The organism is Brevundimonas sp. GW460-12-10-14-LB2, assembly GCF_001636925.1.
GTDB lineage: Bacteria > Pseudomonadota > Alphaproteobacteria > Caulobacterales > Caulobacteraceae > Brevundimonas > Brevundimonas vesicularis.
In genome coordinates, this window is the sequence record NZ_CP015511.1 from 590,630 (window position 1) to 606,157 (window position 15,528).

Consider the following 15,528-nt stretch of genomic DNA (forward strand, 5'->3'; position numbering starts at 1 on the left):
CTTCCGTGCCTTAAAAAGACTTAGCTTGCGCTGAGCGCCGCGCAGGCCACCCGGTCGCCGGCGCCGCCGATGGGCTGGGTCGAATGGTCGTCGGGGTTGGCGTGGATGATGATGGCCGAGCCGTCGGCGTCCCACAGCCATTGGCCGGGGCCTTCGGACGAGATCCGGGCGCGGGTCGTGAACAGCTCGGCGTTCACCTTGCCGTCCTCACCGGCCCAGACGTTGGGCAGATCGCCGTCGTCCGGCCCGGCGGCGTTCAACAGACCGTGCGGGGCCTTGGGCTCGCCGTGGTTGATGTGGGCCCCGGACGAGGTGAAGGGCGCGGCGCATTCGCCGGTCGCATGGATGTGGATGCCGTGCCAGCCGGGCGTCAGGCCCGAAGCCTCGATCTTCATCAGCAGGCCGGTCGGTCCTTGACGCAGATCGACGCGACCGATGTTGGCGCCTGCGGCGTTGATCAGGACCGCCTGGCCGGTCGCGCCAACCGGCGCGCGGTCGACGGCGGCCTTCGGGGCGTTGCCGGTGGCGGCGCAGGCCGTGGTCAGGGCCAGCGGCGAGGCGATCAGAAGGGCGGCGGCGAGCGTATGGACGCGCATATGGAAAGTCCTTTCAGAGACGGGCTTTCACGGCGACGTCGCTTTGCCACCGGGCCCCTGGAATGCTAGAAATCGTCACAGCGGATCACGTTCCGATTCCGGCCGCATAAAGCCACGCTTCATTGACCGACGACAGCTACGAAAACGCCGCATCTCCGATCAACGGCCGGGGCGGCGGCTCCGACATTTCCACGATCACGATCGAGGACGAACTGAAGCGTTCGTACCTGGATTACGCCATGAGCGTGATCGTCTCGCGGGCGCTGCCTGACGCGCGTGACGGCCTGAAGCCGGTGCATCGGCGCATCCTGTATTCGATGCACGACCTGAACATGACGCCGGAGCGCAGCTATTCGAAGTGCGCCCGCGTGGTCGGCGACGTGCTGGGCCGGTTCCACCCCCACGGCGACGCCTCGGTCTATATGGCCCTTGTGCGGATGGCGCAGCCATTCTCGATGGGGCTGATGCTGGTCGACGGCCAGGGCAACTTCGGTTCGGTCGACGGCGATATGCCCGCCTCGATGCGTTACACAGAAGCCCGGATGGCCCCGGCCGCCGTCGCCCTGATGGCCGACATCGACAAAGACACGGTCGATTTCCAGCCGAACTACGACGAGAAGGAGCTGGAGCCGGTCGTTCTGCCGAGCCGGATTCCCAATCTGCTGGTCAACGGCGCGGGCGGCATCGCCGTCGGCATGGCGACCAACATTCCGCCGCACAATCTGGGCGAGGTCGTCGATGCGGCCCTGGCCCTGCTGGATGATCCGAACGTCACCGACGACGCCCTGCTGGACATCGTGCCCGGCCCGGACTTCCCGACCGGCGGCGAGATCATGGGCCGTACCGCGCCGCGCAACGCCCTGCGCGACGGTCGTGGCTCGGTCGTCGTGCGCGGCCGCGCCTCGGTGGAGGAGATCCGCAAGGACCGCGAGGCCATCGTCGTCACCGAACTGCCCTATCAGGTCAACAAACAGACCCTGATCGAACGCATCGCCGAAATGGTGCGCGAGAAGCGGCTGGAAGGTATTTCCGACGTTCGCGACGAATCCGACCGCCAAGGCATGCGGATCGTGATCGAGCTGAAGCGCGACGCGTCCGGCGACGTGATCCTGAACCAGCTGTGGCGCTATACCGCCATGCAGTCGTCGTTCGGCGTCAACATGCTGGCGCTGAACCACGGCCGACCCGAGCAGATGGGCCTGCGCCAACTGCTGCAGATCTTCCTCGACTTCCGCGAGGAAGTCGTCGTTCGCCGCGTCAAGTTCGAGCTGAATAAGGCCCGCGACCGTGGCCACGTCCTGGTCGGTCTGGCCGTCGCCGTGGCCAATATCGACGAGGTGATCCACATCATCCGCTCCTCGGCCGATCCGACCGAGGCGCGCGAGCGGCTGCAGGCCAAGGCCTGGCCCGTGGGCGACATGATGGCCCTGGTCGAGCTGATCGCCGACCCGCGCACTGTCATCGTCGAGGGCGACAAGATCCGTCTGACCGACGAACAGGCCCGGGCCATCCTGGCTCTGACCCTGTCGCGCCTGACGGGGCTCGGCCGCGACGACATCTTCGGCGAGGCGCACGGCCTGGCCGACACCATCCAGGGCCACCTGACCATCCTGTCGGACCGCAAGAACGTCCTGGCCATCATCCGCGATGACCTGATCGACGTGAAGGACCGGTTCGCCGTTCCGCGCCGTACCCTGATCGGGGAAGGCGACGGCGAGATGGAGGACGAGGACCTGATCCCGCGCGAGGACATGGTCGTCACCGTCACCCACGGCGGCTACGTCAAGCGTGTGGCGCTGAACGCCTATCGGACCCAGCACCGCGGCGGCAAGGGCCGCAGCGGCATGTCGATGAAGGACGAGGACGCCATCACCGGCGTGTTCAGCGCCTCGACCCACACGCCGGTCCTGTTCTTCGCCACGAACGGCAAGGCCTACAAGCTCAAGACCTGGCGCCTGCCGCTGGGCAATCCGCAATCGCGGGGCAAGGCCTTCGTCAATCTGCTGCCCATCGAGCCGGGCGACAGCATCATGAACGTCCTGCCTCTGCCCGAGGACGAGACGACCTGGGGCGACTACGACATCATGTTCGCCACCAGCTCGGGCGACGTGCGGCGCAACAAGCTGTCGGACTTCGCCACGGTGAACCGCGCCGGCAAGATCGCCATGAAGCTGGAAGGCTCTGACCGCATGGTCGGCGTTGGCCTGTGCACGGCCGACGACGACGTGCTGCTGACGACGGCGCTGGGCCGCGCGATCCGGTTCAAGGCCGACGACGTGCGCGTCTTCAAGGGGCGAGATTCGACCGGCGTCCGGGGCGTGCGGCTGCAGGACGGCGACGAGGTCATCTCCATGGCCATCTTGGGCCGTGTGGACGCGACGCCGGAAGAACGCGCCGCCTACGTCAAACACGCTAACGCCATGCGCAAGGCCCTGGCCGGCGCGGAAGCGGAAGAGGATGCCGCGGCCCCGGTCGAGGCTGAAGACGAGGTCGCGGATGCGGCTCTGACCGTGGAGCGGATCGCCGAACTGGGCGCCGCCGAACAGTTCATCCTGACGGTCACCGAGACCGGCTTCGGCAAGCGATCCTCGGCCTATGAGTATCGTCGTACGGGTCGTGGCGGCCAGGGTTTGACCGCCCACGGCCTGGGCGGTCGCGCCGGCACGCGTCTGGCGGCGGCCTTCCCGGTCGAGGAGACGGACGACCTGCTGCTGGTCACCTCGGGCGGTCAGATGATCCGCACGCGCATCGACCAGGTCCGCATCGTCGGCCGCTCCAGCCAGGGCGTCACCATCTTCCGCACCGGCAAGGATGAAAAGGTTGTCTCGGTTGAACGTCTGCCGGAAAGCGGCGGCGCGGACGATGCGGATGTCGCTGGAGAAGAAGGCAGCGAGGCCTGATCCGCCTCCGCGCAGCAGAGCAGGGAAGGGTCGTTTGAGCGCGACGATTCTGATCGACGGCCTTCCCGCCACGCCTGACGACCTGGCGCACCAGGCGTTGGTCAACTACGGCGCCTACACCTCCTTCCGCGTCGAGGATGGCGCCGCGCGCGGCCTCGACCTCCACCTCGCCCGTCTGGAGCAGGCCGCCGTCGAACTGTTCGGCGAAAGCCCCGGCGAGGCGGAGTTTCGGCGTCTGATGGCGTTGGGAGTCGCCGGCCGAGACGCCTGCTGGCTGCGCGTCAGCCTGTTCTCGCCCGACATCGCTCATCGCGACCCGAGCTACGTCGGCCGACCGAAGGTGATGACCAGTGTCTCCCCAGCGCCGCCGCCGCTGGCGACCCTAGTGCGGCTCACCGCGATGCCCTATGAGCGCGAGACGCCGCATCTGAAGCATCTCGCCACCTTCGGCCTGATTCGCGCGCGCCGCGCCGCGCGCGCCGCCGGGTTTGGCGACGCCCTGTTTGTGGATGGCGAAGGGCGGGTCACCGAAGGCACGCTGTGGAACATCGGCTTCGTCCAAGGCGACCGGATCGTCTGGCCCCAGGCCCCAATGCTGGCGGGCGTGACCCAGGCCTTGATCACGCGCGGGCTGCCCCAGATCGGGCTGACCAGTGAAACGCGGCCGATCCGTCTCGACGAGATCGGCGCCTTCGACGGCGCTTTTCTGTGCAACAGCGCCACGCCCGTCTGTCCGATCACCGCCATCGACGATGTCGCCTTCGCCAATGATCCGGTCCTGCTGGCCAAGGTCGAAGCGGCCTGGAGCGCGCAGGCGCCCCAGCCCATCGCGGCTCGTGACGATGACGATGGCGTCAGCCGGCTAGGCCGCTGATTTCGCACCTGCTAAACGACGCTGACGCCACGCGACAGGCCGGGGAGACACGCATGCGCATCGGACTTTATCCGGGCACCTTCGACCCGGTGACGAACGGGCATACCGACATCATCAAGCGCGCGCTGAAGCTGGTGGACCGGCTGGTCATCGGCGTGGCCCAGAACGATGACAAGGGGCCGCTGTTCTCCACCGCCGAGCGGGTCGAGATGCTGAAGGCCGAGATGGCGCCCCTCGGCGGCGACATCGTGGTCCAGCCGTTTTCGACCCTGCTGATGCATTTCGCCGAAGAGCTGGACGCCAGCGTCATCATCCGGGGTCTGCGCGCCGTCGCCGACTTTGAATACGAGTTCCAGATGACGGCCATGAACCAGCGCCTCAATCAGGACATCGAGACCGTATTCCTGATGGCCGATCCGCGCCATCAGGCGATCGCCTCGCGCCTCGTCAAGGAGATCGCTCGACTGGATGGCGCGATCGACAGTTTCGTCAGCCCCGCCATCGCCGAGCGCGTGCGGGCCAAGGTCAAGAACGGTTAGGGTAGACAAGACCATGCGTAAGGCCATCATCGCAGCGACCGTCGCCGCCCTTCTTGCAGCCGGCGCGGCCCAGGCCCCGGCTGTGGCGCAAACGGCGCCGGCGGCGTCCGACTGGCGGACCATTGCGCCGGAAAACCTGCTGGTTATCGATACGTCGAAGGGGCGGGTGCTGGTCGAACTGATCCCCGTCGCCGCGCCCAACCATGCGGAACGCATCCGCACCCTGGCCAACCAAGGCTTCTACGATGGTCTGAAGTTCCATCGCGTCATCCCTGATTTCATGGCGCAAACTGGCGATCCGAAGGGCACGGGCGAAGGCGGCAGCGAGTTGCCGGACCTGAAGGCCGAGTTCAGTTTCCGTCGTGGACGCGACGCCGGCTTCGTCGCGGTGCCCAGCGTCGGCGCGGGCGTGCGCGGTCTGGTCGGCGATCTGCCGGTCCAGACCCAACCCGACGCCCAAATGATGATCACCGCCGACTTCAAGGTCGACGCCCACGGCCTGTTCTGTCCCGGCGTGCTGGGCATGGCCCGCTCGGGTTCGCCTGACAGCGCCAACAGCCAGTTCTTCCTGATGATGGGCGCGCGCGAACAGCTGGACGGCATCTACACCGCCTTCGGCCGGGTGGTGTCCGGCCTGGATGTGGTCGGCAAGCTGAAGAAGGGTTCGGACGCCGAGGACGGCAAGGTGACCGATCCCGACACCATGACCCGCGTCCGCATGGCCTCGGCCCTGCCCGAAGCCGAACGTCCGACCGTGCGCGTCCTGAACGCCGGCAGCGCCGCCTTCGCAGAACGGATCGCCACGGCGCGCGCCGGGCGCGGCGCCGCCTTCAGCGTCTGCGATGTTCAGCCGGTCGCCGAAGTGACAGGCGGCTGAGGCTTTCGCAAACGGGGGAGGGGACGATGACGATACGAACGATGGCGATGGCGGCGGCCGTGCTGGCTGCCACGGCGGGCGCCGCCCTGGCGCAAGACGCGACCGCCGTTCCCGCGCCTCCGCCGCCGCCCGGTGAATGGAGGACCATCGCGCCCGAGAACCTGCTGGTCATCGACACCAACAAGGGGCGGGTTCTGGTCGAACTGGCGCCCGAGATAGCGCCCGCCCATGTCGAACGCATCAAGTTGCTGGCGTCGCGCGGATTCTTCGACAACCTGGTCTGGCACCGGGTGATCGACTGGTTCATGGCCCAGACCGGCGATCCGCTGGGCACGGGCGAGGGGCAGAGCTGGTATCCCGACCTGAAGGCCGAGTTCACCTTCCGCCGTGGCGCGGACATGGCCTTCACTCCGGTGGCGGCCCCGGTCGGCGCCTTGGTCGGTTTCGTCGATTCTATCCCGGTCCAGACCCAGCCCGACGCCCTGATGTCCGGCACCAGCGACAAGAAGGTCCACGGTTGGGCGCTATATTGCCCGGGCGTCGCGGGCATGGCGCGTGACGAGGGCAATGACACCGCCAACAGCCAGTTCTTCCTGATGCGTCAGGCCTATCCAGCGCTGGACAAGCGCTACACCGTCTGGGGCCGGGTCGTGTCCGGTCTGGACATCGTGCGATCGCTAAAGGCCAGCGACACGCCGGATGGTCTGGTCCAGGGACCGGATCAGATGACCCGCGTCCGCGTGGCGTCGGATTTGCCCGCAGCCGAACGTCCGACGGCCGCCGTGCTCAACACCAACTCCGCCACCTTCCAGACCCTGGCGCAGCAGGCGCGCCAGGCGCGTGGCGCGGATTTCTCGGTCTGCGACATCGAACTACCGGTGCGCGTCACGCCCGCCGCCTGATCAGGCGGCGGAGGCCGGCCGCCCCCGTCCTCGCCGACGACGCCGTCCCCTCGGCGGCTTCTTGTCCTCGCGCATCCGTTGCAGCAGCAGGCCTTCGCGCAGGCCGCGATCCGCGACCCGCACCCGCTCCGACGGCCAGGCGCGTTGCACGGCCTCCAGGATGGCGGCGCCCGCCAAAACGAGGTCCGCCCGATCGGGACCGATGCAGGCCTCGCGCGCACGGCCGTCCGGCCCCAGCGCCTTCAGCTGATCCGCCGCCGCCTCGCAGTCGGCGCGCGTCATCCACAAGCCATCGACCCGGTCGCGATTGTAGCGCGGCAGGTTCAGGTGGATGCCCGCCAGGCTGGTGATTGCGCCCGAGGTGCCGACCAGATGCGCCCGGTTCTGCCGGAACAGGTCCAGCATCGGTTCGTCGACGATCCCACCCGCCGCAATGGCCGCCCCCATGTCGGCGACCATCGCCTCGTACCAGGCCTCGCCGGAGTTCGGCGGCTCGGGATGCCGCTCGGCCAAGGTCACGACCCCCACCGGCGCCGACATCCAGGCGGTGGTCGTCCAGTCGCTTCCGCTGCGTTTCAGCCACGACATCTCGGTCGAGCCGCCGCCGACATCGATGACCAGCACAGCCTCGGCCTTGGGGTCGATCAGATTCAGGCATCCCTCGACCGCCAGCCGCGCCTCCTCGGCGGGATCGATGATCCGCAAACGCAGACCCGTGCCCTTGCGTACCCGGTCGATGAAGTCGACGCCGTTCTCGGCCGCGCGGCAGGCCTGGGTGGCGACGGCGCTCAATCGCGCCGAGTCGACGCCCTTGCGCACGATCCGCTCGGCGCACAGGGCCAGGGCGTCATAGGCCCGGTCCATGGCGCGCGGGTCCAAAAGGCCCGTCCGCGACAGCCCTTCGCCCAGCCGCACGATGCGGCTGAAGCTGTCGACCACGCGAAAGCCTTCGCGTGACGGTCGCGCGATCAGTAGCCGACAATTGTTGGTCCCCAGATCGAGCGCGCCATACAGCGGCGCATCTCGACCCGACGCATCCCGCGAACGGGAAGGCTGGGACCGCTCGTCGCGCCGTCGAGGCGCGCCGTGGGTCTCCGGCATGGGCCGTCATCCATTGTGGGCGGTCCAAAGCGGCGCCCGTCCTGGTCAGCCTAACCCGCCAAGATCGTCCGCGCCAAGCCATTCTGTCAGGAAGATGAACAGACCGGCAGGCATTGGGGTCATGCGCTGAATCGTATGAAGTGCGATGACCCGCATTCAGACCGCACGTTTCGCTATCGGCCAGATCGTCCGCCACCGCGACGACGCCTTTCGTGGCGTCGTGATGGATGTCGATCACGCCTATGAGGGACCGGCCGGTGAAAGCGGTCTGGTCAGGCCGGACCAGCCCTTCTACCGCGTCTTCGCCTTGGGCGAGGATGGCGGCTTTGTCGCCTACGCCGCCGAGGGCGCTCTCGAAGATGGCGATTCCGTGCTGCTGCCCGACGACGCCGAGCGGTGGTTCACCACCGACGGCATGGGCCACCACGCACCGCTGGATGAACGTCTGCACTGACGGTTGGAAGCCGTGGCGGCTCCGGGCTAGGATGGCGGCAAAAGAGGAATACGCCATGTCCGACTTCGAACACGTCTTCGAAAAGCCGCCCGAGGGCGCGGCCGCCGACTGGACCATTCCCCAGAACTGGGCCGCCTACACCGAGGTCGAGCACCAGACCTGGGACACGCTTTACGCCCGGCAGATGAAGATTCTGCCTGGTCGCGCCTGCGACGCCTTCATGCGGGGACTAGACGCGCTGGACCTCAACGCCGGCGGCATTCCCGACTTCGACGTGATCAATCCCAAGCTCCAGGCCCTGACCGGCTGGACGGTCGTCTGCGTACCGGGCCTGGTGCCGGACGAGGTCTTTTTCGATCACTTGGCCAATCGCCGCTTCGTCTCGGGCCAGTTTATCCGCAAGCCGGACCAACTGGACTACCTCCAAGAACCCGACATCTTCCACGACGTCTTCGGCCACGTGCCGATGCTGACCGACCCCGATTTCGCCGCCTATATGGAGGCCTATGGCAAGGGCGGGCAGCGGGCGGCCAGCCTGGGCATGCTGCCGAACCTGGCGCGCCTGTACTGGTACACGGTCGAGTTTGGTCTGATGAAGGAGGCGGACGGCCTTCGCATCTACGGCGCCGGCATCGTCTCCTCGGCGACCGAGAGCGTCTTTGCTCTGGCCGATCCGTCGCCCAACCGCCTGGGGTTCGACCTGGAGCGGGTGATGCGGACCCTGTACCGGATCGACGACTTCCAGCAGGTCTATTTCGTCATCGACAGCCTGGAAGCTCTGAAAGACGAGACGCTCAAGGACTTCGGCCCGGTCTATGCGGCGCTGAAAGGCAAGGACGATCTCGCTATCGAAACCGTCCTGCCGACCGACGAGGTCTTCACCCGCGGCACCCAGGCCTACGCCCAGCGCGGCGGGCGGTTCGCGGCCTGATCGGCGTCAGGTATGGGTGATCAGACTGTTGTGCTTGGTGTCGCGCATGCGGATGAAGGTCAGCAGCGACAGCCCGATCATGCCGGTGACGTACCAGAAGAAGACGCTCTCGACGCCCACGCCCTTCAGCCACAGCGCCACATATTCCGCCGTGCCCCCGAACACCGCATTGGCGATGGCGTAGGGCAGAGCAACGCCGAGGGCACGGATGTGGGCGGGGAACAGCTCGGCCTTCACCACCGCATTGATCGCGGTGTAGCCCGACACGATCACCAGCCCAGCCAACGCCAAGAGGAAGGCGACGAAAGGGCTCTCGACCGTCGATAGGGTCGTCATAATTGGTACGGTGCACAACACCCCCAGCACGCCGAAAGCGATCATCACGGGACGCCGTCCCACCCTGTCCGACAGCGCGCCGACCGCCGGCTGAAGCAGCATGAAGATGAACAAGGCCGCCGCGCTGATCTCGGTCGCCGTGTTCTTGGAAAACCCGCTTGTATTGACCAGGAACTTCTGGAGGTAGGTCGTGTAGGTGTAGAAGGCCAAGGTGCCGCCGGCCGTCAGGCCCAGCACCATCAAGGCCTCTTTCGGGTGTTTCAGGATCAGCTGCACGGCGCTGGATTTCGGCGCGTCCTTGGCCTCGGTCGCCTTATGCGTCTCGTCCAGCCGGCGACGCAGCCAGAAAACGACGACCGCCAGGCCCGCGCCGACGAAAAAGGGAATGCGCCAGCCCCAAGAAGCCAGCGCCGTCTCGCTGAGCGTGTTCTGCAGCACGATCAACAGCAGCAGGGCGATCAACTGGCCCGAGATCAGGGTGACGTACTGGAAGCTGGACCAGAAGCCCCGGCGATGCGGCTCAGCCATTTCGGACAGATAGGTGGCGCTGGATCCATATTCTCCGCCGACGCTCAGCCCCTGCAACAGCCGTGCGAACAGCAGCAGCGCCGGCGCCGCCAGGCCGATGGTGGCATAGCCGGGCGTCACGCCGATGATCAGCGAGCCCGTGCACATCAGGGTCACCGAGAGGGTCAACCCCGCCTTGCGACCTTTGCGGTCGGCATAGACCCCCATGATCCATGCGCCGATAGGCCGCATCAGGAAGCCCACCGCAAAGACGGCCGCGGCGCTCAGCAGTTGCGCCGTCGGGTCTTCGCTGGGGAAGAAGACGGGCGCGAAATACAGGGTGAAGGCCGCATAGGCGTACCAGTCAAACCACTCCACCAGATTGCCGGCCGATCCGCCGACGATATTTCTCAATCGGCGGGCGGGGCTCATGGGCGCTGTGGTCGTCATGGCCGGATCAGCCTCTCTGGAAGGGGTAGAAGTCGGTTCCGAGGTTCAGGATCGTCGTCAGTTCGTCCAGCGCGCCCCGGCTCTCGGTGAGCAGGTCGGGGTCGGCCAGATCGGCGGGGCGCAGTTCGTCGCGGTACCAGCGCCCGGCCCAGTCCGACAGACGCGCATGCAGTTCGTCGGTCAGGCGCATGGCCGGGTTCGTCGCCGCAAGCTCGGCCTCAGTCAACACGACACGCAGGCGCAGGCAGGCCGGTCCGCCGCCGTTGCGCATCGACTGGCGCACGTCGACGTAATGGACCCGGCCTATCGGACCGTTGGAGGCGGCCAAAGCTTGCGCCACCGCATGGCTGCGCGGGTTGTCGCGCGTCTCGGTCGGACAGATGAGGGTCAGGCGATCCTCACCCGGAACCTGGATCAGCATGGAGTTGAACAGATAGCTCGAGATCGCATCGGCCAGGGGCAGGTCGGCGGCCGAGACCTCAACGAAGATCGGTTCGAACAGACCATCGGCCGCGCGGCGAATGGCGGCCTGGGTTGCGGCCGTGTCCTCGAACGCCAACTCGTGGAAGAACAAGGTGTCCAGCGCCCCGACGCAGACGACGTCGTTGTGGAAGGTGCCGCCCGCGATGGCGGCGCGGGATTGCTGGGCCAGGACCGGCCGTCCGGCTTCGTGTCGTCGGACGATGGCTTCCGACGCTTCGCGCGTCTGGCGGGCGGGGAAGGGGCCGTCCCAAGGCTCGAACGCCTCGCGACCCCAGACCAGCAGATTGACGCCGCGACCGCCATGTTGGGCGCACAGGCGAACGTGGTTTGCGGCGCCTTCGTCGGCCAGATGCGCGACCGCGGGCAGGGCGTCATGGACGGCGAACCGGCTGGCGTCGGCAAACAGGGCGTCCAGCGCGCGCTTCGTTTGCCGGTGCTCCAGGCTGCGGTGCAGATTGGTGTGCAGATTGGCCGGCGTGAAATGCACCCGGCCGTCGGCGGCGTCGGCGCTGGGCGTCACGGTCGCGGCGTTGGCGGCCCACATGGGCGAGGCCGAACAGGCGGCGGCGGCGAACGACGGCGCGCTCCGCCAGGCCCGCTCCAGGACCTGGGCGTCCGATCCGGCGAACCCCAGGGTCCGCAGGAAGGGAATGTTCGGCCGCTCATGCGGCGGCAGGACGAACTGGGGCAGGCCCAGGTCCGCCAGGGTCTTCATCTTGTCGAGGCCCTGAAGCACGGCCGCGCGCGGGTTGGACGCCTCGCCTTTGTTCAGGCTGGACGCCAGATTGCCCGGAGACAGACCGGCGTAGGAATGGGTCGGCCCGATCAGACCGTCGGCGTTGGCCTCGACAGCGCTGATCATCGCAATCCCTTGATCTCGCCTTCGATGTTGGCGACGGCGTCGGCCTCGAAACTGGCGACCGGATAGGCGCAATAGTCGGCGGCGTAATAGGCGCTGGGGCGGTGGTTGCCGCTGGCCCCCAGGCCGCCGAACGGCATATCGCCGGCGGCGCCGGTGGTCGGGCGGTTGAAGTTGACCACGCCGGCCCGGATACGGCGGATGAAGTGGTCCCAGTTCTTCGGATCATCGCTGACCAGACCAGCGGACAGGCCGTAGCGGGTCGCGTTCGTCGCCTGGATCGCCGCGTCAAACGAGCCAACGCGCGTCACAGACAGGAAGGGGGCGAACATCTCTTCGTCCGGCACGTCGACCCCCGTCACGTCGATGATGGCCGGCTTGACGAAGGCGCCGGGCAGGTTGGCGACCGGCCCCGAGGCGCGGATGACCTTGGCCCCCATGTCGATCCGTTCCTGCAAGGCTTTCAGCGCCGCCTCGGCCGCGCGCGCTGAGATCAGCGGGCCGGCATACGGTTCGGGATCGCTGTCCCACGGGCCGAAGATCAGCCGGTCGGACAGGGCGGCGATGGCTTCGATGATCGCATCCCCCTGCGGGCCTTCCGGCACGATCAGACGACGCGCGCACGAGCAGCGCTGCCCGGTGGTGATGAAGGCGGATTGAACCGCGATGCCCGCGACGGCTTCGGCGTCGGCCGCGTCCCACACGACCAGCGGGTTATTGCCGCCCAGCTCCAGCGCCAGGATGACGTGCGGATCGTCTGCGAACTTCCTGCGGAAATGCGCGCCCGCCGCGCCCGATCCGGTGAACATCAGGGCGTCGATGCCGGCGTCCAGCAGGGCCGCGCCCGTCTCACGCCCACCCTGGACCACATTGACCACGCCGGTGGGCAGATCGGCGGCGGCGAAGGCTTCGGCCATCACCTGACCGACCAGTGGCGTTTCTTCCGACGGCTTGAAGACGACCGTGTCGCCCGCCAGCAGGGCGGGGACGATATGGCCGTTCGGCAGATGGCCGGGGAAGTTGAACGGGCCAAGCACCGCCGCAACCCCGTGCGGACGGTGCCGCAGGGTCGCGCGGCCGAACGCCGTGTCGCTGGTCCGTTCGCCGGTACGCTCGTCATAGGCGCGGATCGAGATGTCCACCTTGCCGATCATGGCCGCGGCTTCGGTCTTGGTCTCCCAAAGCGGCTTGCCGGTCTCGCGCGCGATGGCCTCGGCGATCTGGGGCGCGCGATCTTTCAGGACGGCCTGATAGCGCTTCACCGCGTCGATCCGGTCGGCGCGCGGCGCATCGGCCCAGGCGGGGAAGGCGGCGCGGGCGGCGTCGACGGCGACCTGGACCTGGGCCGGGCTGGCGGCATCGCCCTCCCAGTTGGTCGCTTCGGTGGCGGGATCGGTGGAGGTGAAACGAATCATGATTTTACTCGCACAGGGTCTCCGTTGCGCACCTTGAGCGCGGCGGCGGTTTCGGCGGTCAGGCGAACGACGTCGCCGTCGATATCGGCCTTGGCGCGGACGGCGCGGAAGGCGGCGACGCTGTCGGTCGAGATCAGGGCCGGCAACTCGGCTTCAACCCCCTCGACGATCTGGACCGTCAGGCGCCGGGCGTCGCGCACGGTTCGGATATTGTCGCGGCCGCAGGCGACGGTCGGACCGGCGTCGAAGATATCGACCAGACCATTGGGCCTAAAGCCCTCGCTTTCCAGCAGGGCCATGGCCGGCACGCCTTGCGGATGAACCTTGCCGATCACCGCGCGGGCCGGTTCGGGCAGCAGTTCCACATAGATCGGGTGCCGCGGAGCCAAGTCCAGAATGAACTGCTTGTCGGTCGAGCCGGTCATCCGGTCGGCGTGGTCGAACTCCATCGGGAAGAATTTGTGCGCCACATGGTCCCAGAACGGGCAGGCGCCGTCGGGCGTGAAGACGCCGCGCAACTCGGCCAGAACATTGTCGGCGAACAGCTCGGGCTGGGCGCCGATCAGCATATATCGCGACTGGCTGAGCAGACGGCCCGCGCCGCCCTTTCGCCGATCCGCCTTGAGGAACAAGGACCCGACCTCGGTCCAGCCCGTGCATTCATTGACCAGAACCAGGGTCTGATGATCCAGCTTCACCCCTAGTGAGGGCGACTGGACGGTGTTGTTGACGACGCGGAACGAGAAGAAGGGCCGCTTCAGCCCCACCGTCGCCTTGACCGAGCCGACGCCGTCGATGTCGCCGGTGTCGCCGTCTTCCAGCATCAGGGTGTACCAGGCCTCTTGCCAGGGCACGCGACCTTCGAAGCTCGCCTGGCTCAGCTCCAGCCGATCGGCCAAGGCGTCGGGATCTTCAGGCAGGCTGGTGAAGCCGGGGCCGGACAGGATGGCCAGTTCCAGCAGATGATCGAGATCGGCGGGGCCGGCGGGACGGACGACGAGCATTCTAAAGGGTTTCCATCCGCAGGGATTTCAGTTTGGCCGCATCGATTTCTCCCGACGCGATCTTGCACAGGATCAGGGCGCTCAGTTGGGCGCGTTCGACGAAGCTGTCGGGCCAGGCGAACTCCTGATCCGAATGGATGTCGCCGCCGCGGACGCCCAGGGTGTCGATATTGGGCAGGCCGGCGGCGTGCAGATTGTTGCCCTCGCATACCCCGCCCGAAGGCTTCCATGCGATGGGCTGGCCCAGCAGGGCCCCGGCTTCCTTCACCGCCTCGAACAGGGCGGTCTGGGCGGCGTCCATCGGCTTGGGCGCACGGGTGAAGCCGCCGTGCAGATCCAGCGTCAGACCCTCGAACGGCGGCGTGGCGGCGATGGCCCGCACGGAGGCGTCGATCCAGTCGGCCGCCGCCTTGTCCGGCACCCGGACGTTGAAGCGCACCACGGCGTTGTCGGCGACGACGTTCAGCGCGCCCCCGCCCGAAATCTTGGCGACGTTGACGGTGACGCCTTCGTGCTGACCGTTCAGTCCGTGCAGGGCGGCCGCGATGATGGCGGCGCCGGCCACAGCATTGCGGCCTTCGTCGAAGGCGCGGCCGGCGTGGGCGGCGCGACCCGTCACGATCAGATGATAGTTGCCGCTGCCCTTGCGCGCGCCGGCCAGCGTGCCGTCCGCCAGCGCCGGCTCGTAGGTCAGGCCGACATGGCCGCGCGCGCCCAGTTCGGCCAGCAGCGGTGCGGACGCCGGCGAGCCGATTTCCTCATCGGGGCTCAGCAGCACGGTCCAGCCGACGCCGTGTTTGTCGGGATGGGTTTCGAACGCCTCCAGCGCGGCCAAAAGCACGCTGATCCCGCCCTTCATATCGGCGACGCCCGGCCCCTTCAGGGCGCCGTCGGCGCGCGTAGTCACGGTCTGGAATCGGCTGTCGGCGGGGAAGACGGTGTCATAGTGGCCAGTAAGCACGACCTGGATCGGCGCATCCGGCCGGGCGGTGATCTTCAGCGCGTCGGCATGGGCCTCGGTCCGTACCGATCCGTCGTCGGCGACGGTGGTTGAACCCTGCGTCGGGAGGCGTTCGACACGGGCGGGCAGGGCGCTTGCCGCCGCTTCCAGAACATCCAGCACAGCATTCAGCCCGGCGGCGTTGCGGCTGCCGGAGTTGATGTTCGCCCAGTCGATGGTGCGGCCGATGATCGTCTCGCGTCGCGCGGCGACGTGGTCGAGGACGGCCTGGTCCGAGGTCAGAATCCGCATCGGCCGGACCCTAGACGCCTCGACCCCAAAGGTGAAGGTCGGGGCCTG

General features: G+C 67.5%; 14 protein-coding genes. 7 read left to right on the top strand and 7 right to left on the bottom strand.

Features of this window, described 5'->3' with window-relative positions; all coding sequences use genetic code 11:
- Positions 1–20 precede the first annotated feature (20 nt).
- Entirely contained in the window at positions 21–596 is a 576-nt protein-coding gene (locus A4249_RS02790; RefSeq protein WP_066550837.1) for a superoxide dismutase family protein, read from the bottom strand.
- Positions 597–718: 122 nt separating this feature from the next.
- On the opposite strand from A4249_RS02790, the gene gyrA reads away from it, so the two are divergent.
- From gyrA to A4249_RS02815, 5 genes are read left to right on the top strand one after another with little or no spacing between them, the layout of a single operon-like run.
- A complete protein-coding gene (gene gyrA / locus A4249_RS02795; protein ID WP_082854029.1) occupies positions 719–3,496 on the top strand; it encodes a DNA gyrase subunit A in 2,778 nt (925 codons plus the stop codon).
- A gap of 34 nt (positions 3,497–3,530) precedes the next feature.
- On the top strand, positions 3,531–4,370 hold the full coding sequence (locus A4249_RS02800) for an aminotransferase class IV (RefSeq protein ID WP_066550838.1): 840 nt from the start codon (positions 3,531–3,533) through the stop codon (positions 4,368–4,370).
- A gap of 53 nt (positions 4,371–4,423) precedes the next feature.
- Positions 4,424–4,909, top strand: a complete 486-nt coding sequence (gene coaD / locus A4249_RS02805) for a pantetheine-phosphate adenylyltransferase (RefSeq protein ID WP_017504115.1) — start codon at positions 4,424–4,426, stop codon at positions 4,907–4,909.
- 13 nt (positions 4,910–4,922) lie between these two features.
- Positions 4,923–5,786 (top strand): peptidylprolyl isomerase, encoded by an 864-nt coding sequence (locus tag A4249_RS02810; protein WP_066550839.1) that lies wholly within the window; start codon positions 4,923–4,925, stop codon positions 5,784–5,786.
- A gap of 26 nt (positions 5,787–5,812) precedes the next feature.
- Positions 5,813–6,688, top strand: a complete 876-nt coding sequence (locus A4249_RS02815) for a peptidylprolyl isomerase (protein WP_066550841.1) — start codon at positions 5,813–5,815, stop codon at positions 6,686–6,688.
- Here the strand turns inward: A4249_RS02815 and A4249_RS02820 are convergent, their stop codons facing one another.
- Complete coding sequence (locus tag A4249_RS02820) at positions 6,689–7,789, bottom strand: Ppx/GppA phosphatase family protein (RefSeq protein WP_066550843.1); 1,101 nt, start codon at positions 7,787–7,789, stop codon at positions 6,689–6,691. It lies immediately after the preceding gene.
- 145 nt (positions 7,790–7,934) lie between these two features.
- Here A4249_RS02820 and hspQ point away from each other — a divergent pair, with 145 nt between their 5' ends.
- Both hspQ and phhA read left to right on the top strand, forming a co-directional pair.
- Entirely contained in the window at positions 7,935–8,243 is a 309-nt protein-coding gene (gene hspQ / locus A4249_RS02825) for a heat shock protein HspQ (protein ID WP_017504111.1), read from the top strand.
- 55 nt (positions 8,244–8,298) lie between these two features.
- Positions 8,299–9,174, top strand: a complete 876-nt coding sequence (phhA, locus tag A4249_RS02830; RefSeq protein ID WP_066550844.1) for a phenylalanine 4-monooxygenase — start codon at positions 8,299–8,301, stop codon at positions 9,172–9,174.
- A gap of 6 nt (positions 9,175–9,180) precedes the next feature.
- On the opposite strand, the gene A4249_RS02835 is transcribed toward phhA, so the two are convergent.
- The 5 genes from A4249_RS02835 to A4249_RS02855 are packed head-to-tail and all read right to left on the bottom strand — an operon-like array spanning position 9,181 to position 15,480.
- Positions 9,181–10,467 (bottom strand): MFS transporter, encoded by a 1,287-nt coding sequence (locus A4249_RS02835; protein WP_066550847.1) that lies wholly within the window; start codon positions 10,465–10,467, stop codon positions 9,181–9,183.
- 7 nt (positions 10,468–10,474) lie between these two features.
- Positions 10,475–11,812, bottom strand: a complete 1,338-nt coding sequence (gene astB, locus A4249_RS02840; RefSeq protein WP_066550851.1) for an N-succinylarginine dihydrolase — start codon at positions 11,810–11,812, stop codon at positions 10,475–10,477.
- Positions 11,809–13,224 carry a succinylglutamate-semialdehyde dehydrogenase gene (gene astD, locus A4249_RS02845; RefSeq protein ID WP_066550853.1) on the bottom strand — a complete coding sequence of 472 codons (1,416 nt, stop codon included), beginning with the start codon at positions 13,222–13,224 and terminating at the stop codon, positions 11,809–11,811. The genes astB and astD overlap by 4 nt, the downstream gene beginning before the upstream one ends.
- Complete coding sequence (locus tag A4249_RS02850) at positions 13,221–14,228, bottom strand: arginine N-succinyltransferase (protein WP_066550855.1); 1,008 nt, start codon at positions 14,226–14,228, stop codon at positions 13,221–13,223. Before A4249_RS02850 ends, astD begins: the two co-directional genes overlap by 4 nt.
- 1 nt (position 14,229) lies before the next feature.
- Positions 14,230–15,480, bottom strand: coding sequence for a hydrolase (locus A4249_RS02855; RefSeq protein ID WP_066550857.1), 1,251 nt, complete (start codon positions 15,478–15,480; stop codon positions 14,230–14,232).
- Positions 15,481–15,528 lie beyond the last annotated feature (48 nt).